Here is an 18,896-nt window from a genome sequence, read left to right as displayed (position 1 = left end):
GCCCGGCGCCTTGTGAGCGCCGGGCCTTTTTTCTCAAGCAAGGATTGGCCTCAATCCACCGCTCAATCCATGGCGTGGATATCCCTGTTCTTCGTTTCCGGCAGGAAGATCAGGCCGATCACCAGCGTGATCGTCGCAAAGACGATCGGATACCAGAGACCGTAGTAGATATCGCCCGCGGCAGCGCTCATCGCGAAGGCCGTCGCCGGTAGCAGGCCGCCGAACCAGCCGTTGCCGATGTGATAGGGCAGCGACATGCCGGTGTAGCGGATGCGGGTCGGGAAAAGCTCGACCAGCAGAGCGGCGATCGGGCCGTAGACCATCGTCACATAGAAGACAAGGACGAACAACACGGCGATCGTGCCGATCCAGTTGACGCGGGCCGGATCGGCGACCATGGCGAAAGTGCCGCCGTTGGCGATGTTGTAGACCGTCATGTCGGTGACGCCATTGGCCTCATCCGCGGTCAGCAGCTTGGTCTCGACCAGCTTCGCCGCTGGTACGGTTTCCTTCTCGCCGGCGCGCACGGCATCGGCGTTGAGCGACAGCTCCGGATTGGCTGCGATGAAGGCATCGAGCTTGGAATCCGGCACCTTGACGGCGCCGCGCTTCAGCGGGTAGCCGGCATCGTGGAGCGCGATGTTGACGCCTTTTTCGAAGGCGGCGGTCATGCCCTTGGCCTTGTCGCCGGCAGCGACGACGTCGAAACTTGGGATCGTCGCGTTGCCGACCTTCACCGTTGCCGGCTGTCCGGCGGTGCCGGGCACCACGTCGTAAGGCACCGAGTTCCTGGTCAGGAATGCCGTCGCCACGTCGCAAGAACTGGTGAACTTCGCCGTGCCGGTCGGGTTAAACTGGAACCTGCAATCCGCCGGATCAGCTGTCACCGTTGCCCGAATCGAAGCCTGCGCTTCGGCAAGCGCCGGGTTCGCCGTCCAGGTCATCGCCTTGAACAGCGGATGATAGGTCACTGCCGCAATGAGAAGGCCTGCCATGATGATCGGCTTGCGGCCGATCTTGTCGGAGAGGCCGCCGAAGATGACGAAGAACGGCGTGCCGAGGAGAAGTGCGATGGCGACCATGACATTGGCCGAGAACAGGTCCACCTTCAGCACGTTCTGCAGGAAGAACAGTGCATAGAACTGGCCGCCATACCAGACGACCGCCTGGCCCATGGTGGCGCCGAGAAGCGCGATGATCGCAATCTTGGCATTTTTCCATGTCCCGAAGGCTTCGGTCAGTGGCGCCTTGGAGCCCTTGCCTTCCGCCTTCATGCGCTGGAACGCCGGCGATTCGTTCATCTTCAGGCGGATCCAGACGGAAATGCCGAGCAGGACGAACGAGAGCAGGAACGGAATGCGCCAGCCCCAGGCGGCGAACTCAGCCGCACCCATCAGATATTGAACAAAGACGATGACGATCAGCGACAGGAACAGGCCGAGCGTCGCCGTCGTCTGGATCCACGAGGTGAAGTAGCCGCGGCGCCCGTTCGGCGCATGTTCGGCGACATAGGTTGCCGCACCGCCATATTCACCGCCCAGCGCCAGACCCTGGAGCAGGCGAAGCGCGATCAGGATGATCGGGGCTGCGATACCGATCGTGGCGGCACCCGGCAGGATGCCGACGAGGAAGGTCGACATACCCATGATCATGATGGTCATCAGGAAGGTGTATTTACGGCCGACGAGATCGCCGAGACGGCCGAACACCAGCGCGCCGAAGGGGCGGACCAGGAAGCCGGCGGCAAAGGCGAGCAGCGTGAAGATGTTACGCGTTGCCTCGGGATATTGGGTGAAATAGGTCGCACCGATATAGGTGGCGAGCGAACCATAGAGATAAAAATCGTACCATTCGAAAACGGTGCCGAGCGAAGAGGCGAAGATGACCTTCTTCTCCTCGCCGGTCATCGGACCGGCCTTCGCGCCGTCGATGCTTGCGACATTTGCCATTGTCTGTCCTCCACAGAGTGATGATCAACGCGCGCGGCTTACTTCTCCTCAAAGCATACCCCTGGCCGCGACACGCCTGACGGGAGTGTGCCAGAAACGACAGATCAAAAAGAGAGAGGCTTTCGGATTATGACTTTAGTCTAATGACGCCACGCTTTGTCATGCACATCAAGCTCTCCGCCGCCCGTGACGATAGAGCTGCCGGAAGTTTGGAAGAAAGTTTCACAGCGGTTTGTGATGTGGATCCGTTATGCTCTTAGCGCCTGCGCCGGCGATTGCCGGTAGGCGAGCACTGCCGGCAGCGCGGCAAGAATTGTGGCAAAGGCAAGCAGCACCGCCGCAAGCCCGGCGTCTTCACGGGCGAAGCCGACCGGCATAGTGATCCCGCTCGTTTGCGAGAACATGCCGGACAAGATGAGGGCCGCGGCATAACCGAGCGCGAATCCGAGTGCGATGCCGACCGCCACCAGGAAAAAGAATTCTAGCCAGACGATACCGAAAATCGCGCCGCGCGGGGCGCCGAAAGCCCTGAGTGCGCCGATCTGACGGCGGCGCTGGCCGATATGGATGACCGTGATCAGCACCAGCGAGGCTGCGACGAGAGCTTGCGCGCCCGAGGCGACCGTGACGAGGATCTGTTTGGCGTCGCCGAGCGTGGCGTAGAGATTGGTCAGCACCTCGCCGGGAAAGACGGCGACGGTATTGCCGCTGCGATAGTCCTGCCGCAGCTTGTAGGCATCGGCAATCGTCTTCGGCTTGACCAGAATGGCGGGAAGGCCGGGAGCGCCCGCAGTCCAGCTCTCATCAAGCACAGCATCCGGATCGGCCTCGCCGTGATGCTGATGCCCATCGTGATCAGCGCCGGCTTTCTCATGCGCATGACCATGTTCGGTGTTATCCGTTCCGGACACAGCTTCATGCTCGTGCTGCTCACCGTCCTCCGCATGTTCCTCCGCCTCCATGCCATGGATGTGCCAGACGGCCTGGATGGGAACGAGGATCGCCCGGTCCCAGGCGGTGCCGGTCGGCCGCAAGCGGCCGGCGATATGATAGACGAGTTCGGTATGGGTCTCGCCGCCCTCTTCCAGCGAACCGTGCATAGGCTTGATCTCACCGCCGAGCGACAACTTGACAGCCGCGCCGATCACGGCTTCGCCCTCGCGCGCAAAAATCTTGCCTTCGGCTAAACCACCGGACAGGTTCTGCGCCAGCATGGTCGTCGTGCCGACGATCGGATAGCCGGAGAAGGAATCGCCGAAGCCGATCGGGGCTGCCCAATCGACGCGTGGATCGGCAGCAAGTTTGCCCAGCACTTCGCCCGGCATCAGCGGCAAAGGAGAGGGCTGTAGGAAGACGGAGGACAGCACGAGCTGCGTCTCGCTGCCGCTGGCGCCGATGACAAGATCGAACTTGTCGGCAGCGCGTGCGCTGCCGAGACGAAGCGCCCGCTCCTGCAGGACGACAGAAACACCAAGCGCGGTCGCGAGCGCTACCAGCAGCACGACCACCAGCGATCCCGCCCAGAGGCGACGAAGATCGGAAAGGATGAAGCGGATCATGCAGCTTCTCCCGCCGTTGCCGCGGAATCTTCGCTGATCCGGCCGGAACCGAAGGTGATGCGCCGGTCGAGGCGGCTGGCCAAGCGCTGGTCGTGCGAAACGACGATCAGCGTGCTGCCTTCGGCAACGGCCAGATCGAGGATGAGATCGCCGACCGCCTCGCCGCTTTCGGCATCGAGGCTTGCGGTCGGCTCGTCGGCGATGATGACGCCGGGCTTACGCAGCAGCGCCCGGCCGATCGCCACACGCTGCATCTCGCCGCGCGACATTGTTTCGATCTTCTGGTCGGGGCGGGAAAGACCGACCGTGCTCAAAAGCGCATGAGCCCGCTCGATGACATCAGCCGTGGCAGCGCCGGCAAGCCGCGCCGGCAGCAGCACGTTTTCCAACGCCGACAGGCCGGGAAAGAGATGGAACTCCTGCATGACCAGGCCGATATTGGCGGCACGGAACCGGTCTCGCCGGCTTTCTGAAAAACCCGCGATATCCTCGCCGTTCCAGCGGATGCGGCCTTGCCGTGTCCGCTCCAGCCCGGCAACGATATTGACGAAGGTGCTCTTGCCGGAGCCGGACGCGCCTGTAATGGCGACCCTGCTGCCGGCATCGATCGACAGGCGGTCGATCGCCAGTGCCGGCGAGGACAGGCCTGGGAAGGCAACGGTCAGGTTTTCGATATCGAGAGCGAGCATATCGGTTCAGACGGCGGAATATTCGGCCTGGCGGATCCGCAGCAGGCTGACGAAGCCTGTCTCCGGATCCGTCCACGAACCGTATTCAAGCGTACCACGCACTTCGATCGTCTGGCGCGGCTGCACGAAGGTCTGCTTCTCGCCGAGATAGACGACGACGATATTGTCCGGCCAGTCCGCATCCGAGGAGCAGAAGGGGCAGAGCGACATCGGCACCTCGGTGAGCACGAAGAACTGGGCCTCCGCCTTCAATGGCGGCGCCATGAAACCTTTCATGCTGATCCCTTTGCCGGCAAGGCGCTTCACCTTGTCGGAGAATTCGAGGCCGAGCACGCCGAACTTGCCGTAAAGCTCATCGAAGCTGATCAAGGAATCCGCAGCAGAACTCGGGCGAGCAACAGCGGCCAAGGCCAGCGTGCCGATGGCGCCGATCAGGCCGCGGCGGCTGAGATGCAGCGAAGGGAGCTTTTCCATGGCGATCTCCAAGAATGAAGTCCCGGCCGCTGAACGGCCGGGACCATGATCGGTGAAAGGGGCAAGGCCGGCAAGCGGCCTGGCCGGATCGGCAGATCAGTTCGTCTGCTTGGCGCCGAGAGCGAAGGTGTCGGCGAGCACGCGATAGACGTCGCTCTGTTCCATGTAACCATGGAAACCTTCAGCGCCCGGACCAGCCGATTGAAGGACGACGTCGTCGGCTGCGTGGACACCACTATCGCCGCTCTTCGGAATATTGCCCTGAACGAAGACCGCGCCGGGAACATCCTTGTACTGCTCGTTGGCGACATATTCCTTCTTTTCGTTCTGGACAGCCGGAACGAACGGACCATCGAGCTTCGGACGGAAGGTCTCGTAGTGATCCGGGCCATTGTTGGCACTCAGGAACAGGCGGCGGCTGACATCGACCTTATCGGGATAGCCGTCGCCGTTTTCGTCCTTGTAGTTCGGGAAGCCAGCTTCGGCATAGGTCCCGACCTTTTCGCGCATTTCCGTGCCGGACTTTTCATCATCGACGGTACCGATGATGGATACGCCATGTGTGTGGTCGCCTGTGACGACGATCAGCGTATCCGGATGCGCCTTCTGGAATTCGCGGGCAACGCCGATGGCCTGGTCGAATTCGATGGTTTCGTAGACGGCACGATCCCAATCGAGCGGATGGGACATTTTGTCGATCGAGGAGCCTTCGACCATCAGGAAGAAGCCATCAGGATTCTTCGAGAGGCGGTCGAGCGCAACCTTGGTCATGGCGACGAGGCCTGGCTGGTTCGGGAACTTGTCGACGGTACCCTTCTTCAGGAACTCTCGATCAAGCGTGACGTCCATATTGCCGGTGTGGAAGAGACCGAGGAGATTGCCTTCAGCCGATGCATTGGCTGCGAGCTCGTTCTTGTCGGTGGCAAGCTTGTAGCCGGCATCCTGGAACTGCTTGATGTAGTCCTGATTGTCCTTGCGCTTGGAACCGGCGACTTCCTTGCCGAGGAAATAGGCCGAGCCGCCGCCGAGGAGGACTTCCGGCTTGACGTCGAGCAGCATGCCGACGACGTCGGCCTTGTCGTTGCGGTTGCGGGTGTGAGCAACGACCGCAGCCGGCGTGGCGTCTTCGACCTCGGCCGTTGCAACGATGCCGATCGACTTCTTGGTCAGGCGGCGAACGGCTTCTGCGAAGGTTTCAACACGCGGATCATCGAGGGATGCCGGCGTACGGTCCGCGTAAACGCCGATCGCGTTGACGGCCGTCTTGTGACCCGTCATGTAGGCCGACATGGTGTTGGCCGAGTCCGTATCGACGGCATTCGTCGCCGACGTGCCGATAAAAGCCATACGCTCGAGATCATCCATATTCAGGCGGCCATTCGCCTTACCTTCGGTCATGCCCTTGGACATGATGCGGGCAGCGGTGCGATGCGCAACGGATAGCCCGTCACCCAGCAGGAAGATGATGTTCTTGGCCTTCGGCTGGGCCGCTGTTTCGTAAACGTTCCAGGTGACGGACTTCGTTTCGTCGCCGGCAGCGACTTCGATCTTGTAGTCGCCAGGAGCGGAAATCTTCAGGCCGCGCAGCAGGATAGCGGAACCGAGAGCCTTGTCGTCCTTGCCCTTTTCCAGCTCGACGAACTGCGCCTCGCCCCCAAGCACGGTCTTATAGTCCTGGCCGTTGACCGTGATCTTCACGTCTTCGAGCTTGACCTGCTTGTTGAGCTCGACCTTGAAATCGAACGGCGAACCGGCAAGGATCGTCGCGCGATCAAGCGGATAGACCGTCGTCGCCTGAGCGGCGCCCGCAAGGATGGTGGTGGCCGCAAAGGCGGCAAGAAGCGTACGCATGGAAAACCCCCGTTTTCGTTGCAGACATTAACAACCGCGCCGGGATACCTCCCGAGGATGACAGCGGCATGACAAAACGTCGCAGCATTGCGGTCGCCGCTTTCGCCTGCCGGCTCTGAGCGCAAAAACCTTGACTCCTGTGGAAAACCTTCTAAGAGCAACAGCGGAAAAGGAATCTCCATGGTTCGCGACGAACACGCCATTGCCGAATGCAATGACCGGGCACGAGTTGCCGGGGTGGACATTGCCGTTCCGGTTTCTTCCAAAACCAAGGCCAAAACGACGACGAAAACCGTCTGACGTCTCTGGCCTGCCGCTCTCTCCCCGGCTCGGCTGGGGACAGGAAGACGCGATTAGTCGCGCCTTTCCCCTCACCGGACAAGAGGAGAGAAGAGAAAGAGAGCTTGAGAAATGGGTTTCAAAGTAGCAGTTGCGGGAGCAACCGGAAATGTCGGCCGGGAGATGCTCAACATCCTCTCGGAGCGAGGCTTCCCCGCCGATGAGGTCGTGGCACTCGCCTCCTCGCGTTCGCAGGGCACCGAGGTTTCCTACGGTGACCGGACGCTGAAGGTCTCCAATCTGGAGAATTACGATTTCTCCGATACCGACATCTGCCTGATGTCGGCCGGCGGCGAGGTCTCCAAGAAGTACTCGCCGAAGATCGGCCAGCAGGGCTGCATCGTCATCGACAATTCCTCGGCCTGGCGCTACGACGCCGACGTGCCGCTGATCGTGCCGGAAGTCAACCCGGATGCCATCAGCCAGTTCACCAAGCGCAACATCATCGCCAATCCGAATTGCTCGACCGCCCAGCTGGTGGTGGCGTTGAAGCCACTGCACGACTTCGCCAAGATCAAGCGTGTCGTCATCTCGACCTACCAGTCGGTCTCCGGCGCCGGCAAGGACGGCATGGACGAGCTCTTCAATCAGACACGCGCCGTCTTCGTCGCCGATCCGATCGAGAACAAGAAGTTCACCAAGCGTATTGCCTTCAATGTCATCCCGCATATCGACGTCTTCATGGAGGACGGCTACACCAAGGAAGAATGGAAGGTGCTGGCCGAGACGAAGAAGATGCTCGACCCGAAGATCAAGGTGACCTGCACCGCGGTGCGCGTGCCGGTTTTCATCGGTCATTCGGAATCGGTCAACATCGAATTCGAAAACGAGATCACCGCCGACCAGGCCCGCGACATCCTGCGCGATGCACCGGGTTGCCTCGTCATCGACAAGCGCGAGGATGGCGGCTACATCACGCCTTATGAATCCGCCGGCGAGGATGCGACCTACATTTCGCGCATCCGCGAGGATGCGACGGTCGAAAACGGCCTGAACATCTGGGTGGTCTCCGACAATCTGCGCAAGGGCGCTGCGTTGAACGCCATCCAGATCGCCGAGCTGCTCGTCAATCGTGGTCTCGTCAAGCCGCGCAAGCAGGCTGCCTGATACCATTTGTAAACCATAATATGCTAAAGCCCTGCTGATGATGAGGCAGGGCTTTTTGCCGAATTGTGGACGCTTCTGTCCATAAGCGCTTGCTGAAAAAGGTGGTCGTGACAAGATCGCCTTCGGCTGGCATTCTGCCCGGCGTCAAGCCAAAGCATGCCGTCCAAAACCGTGCAGCGGTTCGGGACAGCGACATGAACAGAACGAAGACTTTGAGCGCGTCGAATGGCCCCGATCGGCCGCGGCGCGCTTCAGTAGATCGGAAGCGGGGTTTCTCATGCGCATGACAACATTCTTTCTGGCGGCGTTGACGGTGGCGGGCGTCCTCCACGCGCTGCCGGCAGCGGCCCAGGGCGCTCAATGCGGTAATAATAGCAGCGGTTTCGGTGCATGGGTCGCCGACTTCAAGCAGGAAGCGGCGGCAAACGGCGTCAGCCGCTCGGTCCTCGACCGCGCCTTCGCCAACGTCAATTACAACAGGCCGACGATTGCCGCCGACCGCGGCCAGAAGAGCTTTAAGCTCTCCTTCGACGCTTTCATGCAGAAGCGCGGCGGTGCCGCGATCATCTCCCGCGGTCGCAGCATGAAGGCCGCCAATCAGGCGCTTTTTGCCTCGATCGAGCGCCGTTTCGGCGTTCCGGCCGGCCCGCTGATTGCGATCTGGGGCATGGAGACCGGTTTCGGCAGCTACATGGGCAACCAGCATACGCTGTCGGCTGTTTCGACCCTTGCCTATGACTGCCGTCGTTCGCAATATTTCACCGACCAGCTCTATGCAGCACTCCAGCTCGTCTCCGAGGGTTATCTGAGCCCACAGGCCAAGGGCGCTGCCCATGGTGAAATCGGCCAGACGCAGTTTCTGCCGCGCAATGTCGTGCGCTTCGGCGCCGACGGCGACGGCAACGGCCGCGTCGACATGGTCGGTTCCCGCGCCGATGCACTGGCCTCGACGGCGAATTTCCTCAAGGGCCACGGCTGGCGCGCCGGCGCCGGCTATCAGCCGGGAGAGCCGAATTTCGTCGCCATCCAGGGCTGGAACGCCGCCAGCGTCTACCAGCAGGCGATCGCCTATATCGGTCAGCAGATCGACGGCAAATAGGCCCGATAGAATACGCGAAAACGCCGCTGCGATATGCGGCGTTTTTCATTTGCGGGAATCAAAGCCGCCGCCGGAAGCCGCCTTGCGTCGCTCCTCCTGCACCGGGGCCTGGATGATTGGTCCCGAGACGACGCAATTGCGGCCGGAGGCCTTGGCGGCGTAAAGCGCCAGGTCGGCGCGTTTGACCAGATCCTCGAAGTTCCGGTTGGTGGCTTCATTTGCCCGTCCGGCGCATCCGAAACTCGCCGTCACCTTGAGAACATCGCCGCTCGGCAGGGGGATTTCCGCCGCCTCGATCGCCAGCCGCACACGCTCGGCAACGATTGCAGCATCGTCAGGCGTCGAATCCGGCAGAAGCGCCAGGAACTCCTCGCCGCCATGGCGCACCAAGAGATCGAAGGAACGAAAATTCTCACGCGCGACGCCCGCGACATGCCGGAGCACGGCATCGCCGGCGTCATGCCCGTGAAGGTCGTTGATCTTCTTGAAATGATCGAGGTCGAACAGCACGACGGAAATCCAGCGTGATCCGTGCTCGGCCTGTGTGAGAAGTGCGGATGCGGCGACCTCGAAGCCGCGCCTGTTGTAAAGGCCGGTCAGAAGATCGGTCTGGGCGGCGCTGCGCAACTCGCCCACCAGCGTCTCCCGATCCTGGGTCAGCCGGTCGATCAGGCGCAGGCCCTTTGCCGCCAGCAGCAGCACCAATGTGGCGAGTATCAGCAGGCCGGCACACAGCGCCAGGATCCGTGTCAGGTGTATGTGCGAGCGCGTCGAAAGGCTTTCGCCGGTCTCATGAATATCCTTTGCGGCCTCGATCATCTTCTGCTGCAGGAAGGTCATGCGCTCGCTCTGCGCGGCGGCCCAGACGTCATGCACGGCGCGTGTCGGCCGCGATCCGGCGAGAATGGCATCGGTGATCGCATTCGCCTTTACCTGGCTGCTGCGGCCGAGATAAGCAACGATGTGGCGCACGACCGGCGCGGAGGAATGGAAAACCATGTGATCCATGCCCTCGCCGAGCATGACCTTGCCCTGTACGAAAAGCTCCACCGGCAATCTGGCGGAAGCCCCTTGGTTGAGATAACGGGTGCCGATCCCGGTGATCAGCCTTTCGCCGTAATAGGTCAGCAGGATACCCATCAGCTGGTTGGATTTCTCAAGCAGCACCGGATCGCTGATCAGCGGCGAAAGCGCATCGACGACGGCAAGCTGCTTGAGAGCCGCATACCAGTAGATGGAACCGGGATCACTGCCGGTATAACGCCCCTGGTCTACGGCGCTGCGCGCCGCGACGATGCGGCTGTAGGCAAGGCTGAGAATCGATAATTCGCCGACGAGCCCCTCGTCGAGCGCATCGCGGGAGGGCAGGCTGGCATAAAAAGCGTGGCGTTCGCGATCGAGCGTCACCCGGCTTTGCTGCATGTCGATGGCAGTCCTGCTGCTGGGGTCTGCGAGGTAGCGGCGGGTGGCGCCGATCTCAGTCAGGATCTCCGTTGCGGCGATCGACCCGCCACGGGCAAGCACATCGGCGAACTGCCGGTCCTTTTCGAGGTTCCAGTATTGATTGACCGAAGAACGTATGACGACGACGCCTTCAATGAGCATGAAGACGAAGGGCAGCATGATGGCGGCCAGGATAACCCTTTTGATGGTTTCGAACTTCATCGCCAATCGCCACGGTGATCAAAACGTCGGTCGTGCGCGACCAATTGACGGCGAGCTTAACAACAATCCTTAAAAAACTGATAAACTGGCATGTCCCTAGATTTCGGGACGAATGAAGTCGCGTGTCTCGGCGTCCATGACCCAGAGTTCACCGGTCGAAATGTCGAACCAGGCACCGTGGAGATGAATCTTTCCCGCTTCCTCGAGCGCCTTGATGTCGGGAAAGCTTCTGAGATTGTTGATCGAATTGCGGATGGAGACACGCTCCAGCGCCGTCTGCCGCTCGGCCGCTGTCATCACGTCGTTGCTCTGGATCTGTTCGGCGGCGGGTTTGACCAGCGACATCCAGCGGCCGATGAAATCGCCGGGCGACAATGGCTCGGCATTCGGATCGAGTGCTGAGCGGATGCCGCCGCAGCGGCCGTGGCCCATCACGACGATATCCGAGACCTTCAGCACCTGCACGGCAAATTCGAGTGCGGCCGAGGTCGAATGAAAATGACCGTCCGGCTCGTAAGGCGGCACCATGTTGGCGACGTTGCGGATGACGAAGAGCTCGCCCGGGCCGGCATCGAAGATCAGCTCGGGTGCCGCGCGAGAGTCCGAACAGGCAATGACAAGCGTATGGGGACTCTGACCGTTTTCGGCAAGCTGCCGATACCTGTCCCGGGCGTCGGCATAACGCCCGTTCATAAAGTTGCGATAGCCGTCCAGAAGGGGATTTGGAAAACGCTGCATGCTTCTGGATTAGCGCGCGCCGAAGACAAGATCAACTGCTGCACTGCAAAATGAGCATATCGGCAGATGCGTCATTTTTTCCGCCGCTGCGCCGGGTGCACGAGGCGGCGCATCTGCACCATGGCCATCGGCGTCGAAAGACTGGAAGCATCGCTTGCCAGCATCAACTCGTTGCTGCCGCGCTTGACGGCACGCGCAAGCACCTCGAAGACGCTGGCGGTGGCAAGCTGCAGCGCCTTTTCGTCCTCGATCCCGGAGAGCAGGCGCGACAGGAAGACGGCGGCGATGAGGTCGCCGAGACCATTCGGCGGGTTCTCGACAACACGATGCTCGGCAAGAAGGGCGTGACGGCCGGAAAGATAGAGATTGCCGGTACCACCCGCCATCATCGGCACCGCCGAAGTGACGAGCATGCGCGATGGTCCGAGCGCGAGCGCCGCCTCCATGATCGCGCTGTTGTCTTCGAGGGCTGCCCCCGAAAGCCATGCGAGCTCGTAGCGGTTCGGCGTTGCGAGCGAGGCGAGCGGAATGAGATGGTCGCGAATGGCCTCAGCGGTCGCTTCCGGCACGTAAAGGCCGCCGAGATCGCCCATGACGGGATCGCAGACATAGAGCAGCTCGGGATTGTTTTGCCTCAGCGCACCGATCAGCCGGGCGACGGAGCGCGCCTGGGCGGCATTGCCAAAATAGCCCGAGAGCACCGCCTTGACTTCGCCGATCCAGGGCGCGCGGATCAGATCGTCGATCGCCGCGTCGAAATCCGTTTCCGCAAAAGTCAGCCGCGTCGAGCGGCCGTGGCCGGGATGCCAGGGCAGCACGATGGTCGGCAAGGCCCAGACCGGATGACCGAGCGTCTCCAGCGCAAAGACGGCTGCCCGGTTTCCGACCGAGCCCCGCACCACATGGCTGGAAATGACGATGACTGCGCCCGCTGCATTTTCCGACATGATATCCAAGATCCGAATGATGACCGCGTTTGATGATCTTTTTGACGCCACGCTGTCAACCATTCTTCATGCGGGCGTGGAAATGTTCGGCGGAACGAAAAACCGGAAGACGGGACTTTCGCTTTCGCTTGGCGAAGAAAGCGGAAAATCTCTTACAATTTCTCGTTTCCCGCGCCAAAAAAGCGTCAAAACAATCCTTCGGACCGCTCTTTTAGAGATTTTTTCGAAGAATCTTCTGCTAGCTTGCAAAAAATCAGACATTGAGGGAGGCGATCCATGGCTGCCAGAAACAATCCGAAACGGGAAAAGCAGATCGAAAGCGCGCGCAAGATCGCCAAGGCGACAGGCGAGGCGCATCTCGATCCGGAAATTCTCTTCGGCCGGGCAAGCAATGACGATCTCGAACTCTATACACCGGAAATGCTGGCGCTCTCCGCGGTGCATTCGGCAAAGGAACTTGCTGCCTGGAACGGCAAGGCGCCCCGCGTCGGCATCGACACGATTGCCGATGTGACGCCTGATGGCATCGCCGTCTCGGTGCTTTCAGTCACCGACCAGAACATGCCTTTTCTGTTTGAATCGGTCATGGGCGAAGTGACGAGCACCTACCGCGACCTGTTCATGGCCGTGCATCCCATCCTTGTCATGGAAAAGGGCAAGGCGCTGACGACGTATTCCGCCGATCACCCGAGCGATCCGGCCAACCGCGTCAGCCATATCCAGCTTCATATAGCGCCCCTCAATTCCGCCCAGGCCGCCGATCTCGTCAAACGCATCGAAAAAGTCCTCGAACAGGTCCGCCTGTCGGTTTTCGACTGGAAGCCGATGCTTTCCAAGATCGACGGAGTGATCGCCGAGCTTGCGGCCAACGGCGCCAGCCGGAAGAAGGCCGATCGCGACGAAGCCGTCGCTTTCCTGACCTGGCTGCGCGATGAGAATTTCACTTTCCTCGGCATGCGGGAATATGTCTATTCCGGCAAGGGGACCGATGCCAGGGTCGAGCGCGACAAGGGTGCTGGCCTCGGCATCCTTTCCAACCCCGATGTTCTCGTGCTGCGCACCGGCAAGGACGCCGTGACGACGACGCCTGAGATCCTTGCCTTCCTCGACGGCCCCGACTTCCTGATCGTCACCAAGGCGAATGTGAAATCGATCGTCCATCGCCGCGCCTATATGGATTATGTCGGCGTCAAGCGCTTCGACGCGGAGGGCAACGTCACCGGTGAGCTGCGCATCGTCGGCCTTTTCACCTCGACCGCCTATACCTCGCTCGCCTCGGAAATCCCGCTGCTGCGTTCCAAGATCGACAAGGTGAAGGAACATTTCGGCTTCGACCCGATGAGCCATTCCGGCCGCATGCTCGACAACACCCTGGAATCCTATCCGCGCGACGATCTTTTCCAGATCGACACGACGCTGCTTGCAAGTTTTGCCGAACAGATCAACGACTTGGCCGATCGGCCGCGCGTCCGCGTCCTGCCGCGAATCGACCATTTCGACCGCTTCGTCTCGGTGATCATCTATGTGCCGCGTGAGGAATATGATTCGATCGTCCGCGAACGGATCGGCACCTATCTGAAGACTGTCTATGACGGCCGTGTCTCCGCCTATTACCCGGCTTTCCCGGAAGGCGGCGTGGCGCGCGTGCATTTCATCATCGGCCGCTCGGGCGGCAAGACGCCACGCATTCCGCAGGCAAAACTCGAGCAGGTGATCCGCGAGATCACGGCCCGCTGGGACGACCGTTTCGAGGCGCTGTCAGGCGCCAAGGCCCCGAAGATATCCGTCGACCAGGCCTTCCAGGATTCCTTCACGCCGGAGGAAACCGTGGCCGACCTCGCCGATATCGGTGCCTGCGCCGCTGGCGAACCGCTGCGCATCCAGTTCTACCATCGTCAGGAAGAACAGGGCCCCATCCTTTCCTTGAAGATTTTCCACGCCGGCGGCCAGCTGGCGCTGTCGCGCCGCGTGCCGCTTCTCGAGAATCTCGGCTTCAATGTCGTCAGTGAACGCACTTTCGACATCGGGGTGCCGGTCGCCGATGGAGAAAAGAAACTCGTCGTGCTGCACGACATGGAGCTCGAGGCCCGCAATGGTGGCGAAATCGATCTGGCGCGTTACGGCGCCGCCCTCGAGGAAGCCTTCGTCGCCGCCTTCGCCGGCACGATCGACAATGACAGCTTCAACCGGCTGATTCTTTCGGCCGGGCTTTCGGCACGCGAGACCAACGTGCTGCGCGCCTATGCCCGTTATCTCCGCCAAGCCGGCATCGCCTATTCGCAAGACTATATCGCAACGACGCTCGATAAATATCCCGTCGTCGCCGCCGCCATCTTCCGGCTGTTCCACGACACACTCGACACCCGGCTTTCGGAGAAGGCCCGCGTCAAGAAGCTTGCCGAACTGCACCAGGCGATCGAGGCCGAGCTTGCCGACGTGCCGAGCCTCGACGACGACCGTATCCTGCGCCGCTACGTCAACATCGTCGATGCGACGCTGCGCACCAATTATTTCCAGAAGAACCCGGACGGCTCGCCGAAACCGATGTTGGCCTTCAAGCTCGATCCGCACCTGGTCGATGGGCTGCCGGAACCGAAACCCTTCCGCGAGATGTTCGTCTACGGCGTCGAAGTCGAAGGTGTGCACCTGCGCTTCGGCAAGGTGGCGCGCGGCGGCCTGCGCTGGTCGGACCGCGCCGAGGATTACCGCACCGAGGTGCTCGGCCTCGTCAAGGCGCAGCAAGTGAAGAATGCGGTCATCGTGCCGGTCGGCGCCAAGGGCGGCTTCTATCCGAAGAAGCTCCCGGTCGGCGGCAGCCGCGACGAGATCTTCAATACTGGCCGCGAGGCTTACAAGACCTATATACGCACGCTGCTTTCGATCACCGACAATATATCTGGCGCCGACATCGCCCCGCCGAAGGATACCGTCAGGCTCGACGGTGACGATCCCTATTTCGTCGTCGCCGCCGACAAGGGCACCGCGACCTTCTCCGACACCGCCAATGCACTGGCGCAGGAAGCCGGCTTCTGGCTGGACGACGCCTTTGCCTCCGGCGGCTCGGCCGGTTACGACCACAAGAAGATGGGCATCACCGCCCGCGGCGCCTGGGAAACCGCGAAACGCCATTTCCGGGAAATGGACATCGACATCCAGACGACGCCCTTCACCGTCGCCGGCGTCGGCGACATGTCGGGCGACGTCTTCGGCAACGGCATGCTGCTCTCTCCGAAGATCCGGCTCATTGCCGCCTTCGATCACCGCGACATCATCATCGATCCCGATCCCGATATGGAAAAGACGCTGACTGAGCGCCAGCGGCTCTTCGACCTGCCGCGTTCGAGCTGGCAGGATTTTGATAAGAGCGTGCTGTCGAAGGGTGCGATGATCATTTCTCGCGCAGCGAAATCGGTCAAACTGACGCCGGAAGCAGTTGCCGCAATCGGTATCGACAAGGCTGTCGCCACGCCCTTCGAGATCATGACGGCGATCCTGAAGAGTGAGGTCGACCTGCTCTGGTTCGGCGGCATCGGCACCTATGTGAAAGCGCCGTCCGAAACCGACGCCGAAGTTGGCGATCGCGCCAACGACCCGATCCGCATCACCGCTGTTGAGGTGCGCGCCAAGGTGATCGGCGAGGGCGCAAACCTCGGCGTTACCCAGAAAGGCCGCATCGCCTACGGTCTGAAAGGTGGGCGCTGCAACTCCGACGCCATCGACAACTCGGCCGGCGTCAACACCTCGGACGTCGAGGTCAATATCAAGATCGCGCTGGCGGCCGCCATGCATGACGGGCGCCTGACGCGGGCAAAACGCGACCAGCTTCTTTCCTCGATGACCGGCGAAGTGGCGACCCTGGTGCTGCGCAACAACTACCTGCAGTCGCTGGCGATCTCGCTGACAGAACGCAAGGGTACGGCAAATGGCCTGGAACTTGCGCGCTTCATGACGGTTCTCGAAGGCGCCAAGCAGCTCAATCGCAAAGTCGAGACGCTGCCGGACGACCAGACCCTCGCCGAACGCTATGCTGCCGGCAAGCCGCTGACGCGGCCGGAAATCGGCGTGCTGGTATCCTATGCCAAGATCGTGCTCTTCGATGCGCTGGCCGCAAGCGATCTGCCAGACGATCCCTATTTCACCACGACGCTGTCGAATTATTTCCCCGTGAAGATGCAGAAGTCGAACGCCGGCGATATCGCCGGCCATCGCCTGAAGCGCGAAATCGTCGCCACCGTGCTTGCCAACGAAGCGATCAACCGCGGTGGGCCGAGCTTCACCATTGCCATGATGGACGCAACGGCGGCTTCAGCACCGGAAGTGGTGCGCGCCGCAATCGTCGCTAGAGACGGTTTCGACCTGACCAGCCTCTGGGCCGGGACGGACGCCCTGGACGGCAAGATATCAGGCGAGATGCAAAACCGCATCTACGAGGAGATCAGCCACAGCTTTATCGTGCTGACGCGCCTGCTGCTGAAAACGGGCATGACCAAGGCCGATATGGCGGAAGTGATTAGCCGGCTGCAGACAGCCCTGAAGAAGCTGAAAACCGCCTTCGCCGGACAGGTGGCCGGCGAGGTCGCCGTGCGCCAGGCGGAGTACAGCCAGGCGGGCCTGCCCGAAAAACTCGCCGCCGACATCGCCAGCCTCCCGATCTTCGCACTGGTGCCGGAGATCATGCAGATCGCCGAGCGCACCGGCGAACCCCTGGTACGCGCCGCCGAGAACTACATCGCCGTGTCGCAGACCTTCCGTATCGGCAGGCTGCTGGCGGCGGGCGGGCGGATCCTCACCTCAGACCATTACGAGAATCTGGCGCTTGCCCGCAGCATCGATCAAATCGCCAGCGCAAGGCGCGACATCGTCATCTCGGCCCTTTCCGATCACGGCAAGGAAAAGCTTCCCGTTCAAGCCTGGCATGCGCAGGATCGTATCCGCATCAACCGTATCCTCGAGGAGCTTTCAACCCTCAGCGACGGCGGCGATCCCAATCTCGCGCGTATTACCGTTGCTGCAGGTATCCTGACCGATCTTGCGCGCGACCGGGTGAGGTGAGACAGTCCGCGTCAAAGAAGGAGCGGATGTTGAATCGCATTGACTGGACAGGAACGCAACCGCCGAAGGCCACGGAGAAGGGCATCTGGGGGTGGATGTTCTTCGATTGGGCAGCACAGCCCTTCTTCACCGTGGTCACAACCTTTATCTTCGGACCCTATTTCGTTTCCCGCCTGACCGATGACCCGGTTTCCGCGCAGACGACGTGGAGCAACATGGCGACGATCTCCTCGGTGATCATCGCCCTTCTCTCACCCGTCCTCGGCTCGATCGCCGACCAATCCGGCGCACGCAAACCCTGGATCGGCTTCTTCGCGGTCATCAAGATCGCAAGCCTCTTCTGCCTGTGGTTCGCCGCACCCGGCTCGCCTGTTCTCTATCCCGTCATTTTCATGATCCTCGCCTCGATCTCGGCCGAGTTTTCGATCGTCTTCAACGATTCGATGATGCCGCGCCTAGTCGGCAAGCACGAGGTCGGCAAGCTCTCCAACACCGCCTGGGGGCTCGGTTATCTCGGCGGCATCATCGTGCTCATTGCCGTCGTGACGCTTTTGGCGGCGAGCCCTGAGACCGGCAAGACCATCCTCGGCCTTGATCCCCTGTTCGGCCTCGATCCTGAGACAGGCCAGGATGCACGCATCACCGGGCCGATCTCGGCCGTCTGGTATCTGATCTTCATCCTGCCGATGTTCTTCTTCACGCCCGATGTCGGCAAGGGTCTTCCCTTCGGCACCGCGGTGCGCTCCGGCTTGCGGGAACTCAAAAACACGCTTGGCGAGCTCAGAGAGCGCCGCGGCATCCTGACATTCCTCATCGCCCGCATGATCTATCAGGACGGCGTCAACGGCCTGCTGATCCTTGGCGGTATCTTCGCGGCTGGCATGTTCGGCTGGGCAACGATCGAGATCGGTATCTACGGCATCATCCTGAATGTCGTCGCGATCTTCGGCTGCCTGATCGCCGGCCGCGTCGACAAGAGCGTCGGTTCGAAGGTGACCGTCGTCATCAGCCTCACCATGCTGCTTCTCGCCACCATCGGCATCATTTCGACAGGACCGGGTTACACCCTGTTCGGACTGATGCCGCTGCCGGTGGCGGATTCCGGCGGCCTCTTCGGTACGGCGGCGGAAAAGGCCTATATTCTCTATGGCCTGCTGATCGGGCTCGCCTTCGGGCCGGTGCAGGCCTCGTCACGCTCCTATCTCGCCCGCAGCGTCAACATCGAGGAAGCCGGCCGCTACTTCGGCATCTACGCGCTTTCGGGGCGCGCCACGAGTTTCATGGCGACGCTGCTCTTTTCGCTGGTGACCTATATGAGCGGATCACCGCGGCTTGGAATGGCAACGCTGATCCTGTTCCTCGCTGGTGGCCTGGTGCTCCTGATCCGCACGCCCTACCCGGCCGATCGCGCATAGGGACGAACCTAC

General features: G+C 61.3%; 13 protein-coding genes. 5 read left to right on the top strand and 8 right to left on the bottom strand.

The window, feature by feature from the left end; all coding sequences use genetic code 11:
- Positions 1-62 precede the first annotated feature (62 nt).
- The 5 genes from HX899_RS13740 to HX899_RS13720 all read right to left on the bottom strand — a co-directional run bounded on the left by HX899_RS13740 (position 63) and on the right by HX899_RS13720 (position 6,522).
- Complete coding sequence (locus tag HX899_RS13740; protein WP_138331953.1) at positions 63-1,949, bottom strand: MFS transporter; 1,887 nt, start codon at positions 1,947-1,949, stop codon at positions 63-65.
- Positions 1,950-2,197: 248 nt separating this feature from the next.
- Positions 2,198-3,508: an ABC transporter permease gene (locus tag HX899_RS13735; RefSeq protein ID WP_181292667.1), complete on the bottom strand. Its 1,311-nt coding sequence runs from the start codon at positions 3,506-3,508 to the stop codon at positions 2,198-2,200.
- A complete protein-coding gene (locus HX899_RS13730; protein ID WP_138331955.1) occupies positions 3,505-4,197 on the bottom strand; it encodes an ABC transporter ATP-binding protein in 693 nt (230 codons plus the stop codon). The genes HX899_RS13735 and HX899_RS13730 overlap by 4 nt, the downstream gene beginning before the upstream one ends.
- A 6-nt stretch (positions 4,198-4,203) precedes the next feature.
- Positions 4,204-4,671, bottom strand: coding sequence for a hypothetical protein (locus HX899_RS13725; protein WP_138331956.1), 468 nt, complete (start codon positions 4,669-4,671; stop codon positions 4,204-4,206).
- A gap of 96 nt (positions 4,672-4,767) precedes the next feature.
- Positions 4,768-6,522: an alkaline phosphatase gene (locus HX899_RS13720; RefSeq protein ID WP_138331957.1), complete on the bottom strand. Its 1,755-nt coding sequence runs from the start codon at positions 6,520-6,522 to the stop codon at positions 4,768-4,770.
- Positions 6,523-6,609: 87 nt separating this feature from the next.
- Here HX899_RS13720 and HX899_RS35570 point away from each other — a divergent pair, with 87 nt between their 5' ends.
- From HX899_RS35570 to HX899_RS13705, 3 genes are all read left to right on the top strand, one after another.
- Positions 6,610-6,822: a hypothetical protein gene (locus HX899_RS35570; RefSeq protein WP_011654045.1), complete on the top strand. Its 213-nt coding sequence runs from the start codon at positions 6,610-6,612 to the stop codon at positions 6,820-6,822.
- Positions 6,823-6,933: 111 nt separating this feature from the next.
- Positions 6,934-7,968: an aspartate-semialdehyde dehydrogenase gene (locus HX899_RS13710; RefSeq protein WP_003543997.1), complete on the top strand. Its 1,035-nt coding sequence runs from the start codon at positions 6,934-6,936 to the stop codon at positions 7,966-7,968.
- Between the two features lie 277 nt (positions 7,969-8,245).
- On the top strand, positions 8,246-9,067 hold the full coding sequence (locus tag HX899_RS13705) for a lytic transglycosylase domain-containing protein (protein ID WP_138331958.1): 822 nt from the start codon (positions 8,246-8,248) through the stop codon (positions 9,065-9,067).
- Between the two features lie 45 nt (positions 9,068-9,112).
- Here HX899_RS13705 and HX899_RS13700 read toward each other — a convergent pair whose 3' ends face one another.
- The 3 genes from HX899_RS13700 to pdxY form a co-directional block, all read right to left on the bottom strand.
- Positions 9,113-10,732, bottom strand: coding sequence for a GGDEF domain-containing protein (locus HX899_RS13700; RefSeq protein ID WP_138331959.1), 1,620 nt, complete (start codon positions 10,730-10,732; stop codon positions 9,113-9,115).
- 96 nt (positions 10,733-10,828) lie between these two features.
- A complete protein-coding gene (locus HX899_RS13695) occupies positions 10,829-11,470 on the bottom strand; it encodes a carbonic anhydrase (RefSeq protein ID WP_003544008.1) in 642 nt (213 codons plus the stop codon).
- A gap of 71 nt (positions 11,471-11,541) precedes the next feature.
- On the bottom strand, positions 11,542-12,417 hold the full coding sequence (gene pdxY, locus HX899_RS13690) for a pyridoxal kinase PdxY (RefSeq protein WP_029874631.1): 876 nt from the start codon (positions 12,415-12,417) through the stop codon (positions 11,542-11,544).
- A gap of 276 nt (positions 12,418-12,693) precedes the next feature.
- Here pdxY and HX899_RS13685 point away from each other — a divergent pair, with 276 nt between their 5' ends.
- The gene (locus HX899_RS13685; protein WP_181292666.1) at positions 12,694-17,469 is read left to right on the top strand and encodes an NAD-glutamate dehydrogenase; all 4,776 of its coding nucleotides are present in this window, start codon (positions 12,694-12,696) and stop codon (positions 17,467-17,469) included.
- A 26-nt stretch (positions 17,470-17,495) separates the two neighbouring features.
- Complete coding sequence (locus HX899_RS13680) at positions 17,496-18,884, top strand: MFS transporter (protein WP_181292665.1); 1,389 nt, start codon at positions 17,496-17,498, stop codon at positions 18,882-18,884.
- The last annotated feature ends 12 nt before the right edge of the window (positions 18,885-18,896 follow it).

Source organism: Rhizobium sp. WYCCWR 11146 (assembly GCF_013591995.1).
GTDB classification, from domain to species: Bacteria; Pseudomonadota; Alphaproteobacteria; order Rhizobiales; family Rhizobiaceae; genus Rhizobium; species Rhizobium indicum.
The sequence above is the reverse complement of the archived record's forward strand: the minus strand, read 5'-3'. Positions and strand labels throughout refer to the sequence as shown.

Excerpts from the sequence above, each read along its gene's own strand:
- HX899_RS13740 (WP_138331953.1), bottom strand. The coding sequence starts at position 1,949 with ATGGCAAATGTCGCAAGCATCGACGGCGCGAAGGCCGGTCCGATGACC.
- HX899_RS13735 (WP_181292667.1), bottom strand. The coding sequence starts at position 3,508 with ATGATCCGCTTCATCCTTTCCGATCTTCGTCGCCTCTGGGCGGGATCG.
- HX899_RS13730 (WP_138331955.1), bottom strand. The coding sequence starts at position 4,197 with ATGCTCGCTCTCGATATCGAAAACCTGACCGTTGCCTTCCCAGGCCTG.
- HX899_RS13725 (WP_138331956.1), bottom strand. The coding sequence starts at position 4,671 with ATGGAAAAGCTCCCTTCGCTGCATCTCAGCCGCCGCGGCCTGATCGGC.
- HX899_RS13720 (WP_138331957.1), bottom strand. The coding sequence starts at position 6,522 with ATGCGTACGCTTCTTGCCGCCTTTGCGGCCACCACCATCCTTGCGGGC.
- HX899_RS13710 (WP_003543997.1), top strand. The coding sequence starts at position 6,934 with ATGGGTTTCAAAGTAGCAGTTGCGGGAGCAACCGGAAATGTCGGCCGG.
- HX899_RS13705 (WP_138331958.1), top strand. The coding sequence starts at position 8,246 with ATGCGCATGACAACATTCTTTCTGGCGGCGTTGACGGTGGCGGGCGTC.
- HX899_RS13700 (WP_138331959.1), bottom strand. The coding sequence starts at position 10,732 with ATGAAGTTCGAAACCATCAAAAGGGTTATCCTGGCCGCCATCATGCTG.
- HX899_RS13695 (WP_003544008.1), bottom strand. The coding sequence starts at position 11,470 with ATGCAGCGTTTTCCAAATCCCCTTCTGGACGGCTATCGCAACTTTATG.
- pdxY (WP_029874631.1), bottom strand. The coding sequence starts at position 12,417 with ATGTCGGAAAATGCAGCGGGCGCAGTCATCGTCATTTCCAGCCATGTG.
- HX899_RS13685 (WP_181292666.1), top strand. The coding sequence starts at position 12,694 with ATGGCTGCCAGAAACAATCCGAAACGGGAAAAGCAGATCGAAAGCGCG.
- HX899_RS13680 (WP_181292665.1), top strand. The coding sequence starts at position 17,496 with ATGTTGAATCGCATTGACTGGACAGGAACGCAACCGCCGAAGGCCACG.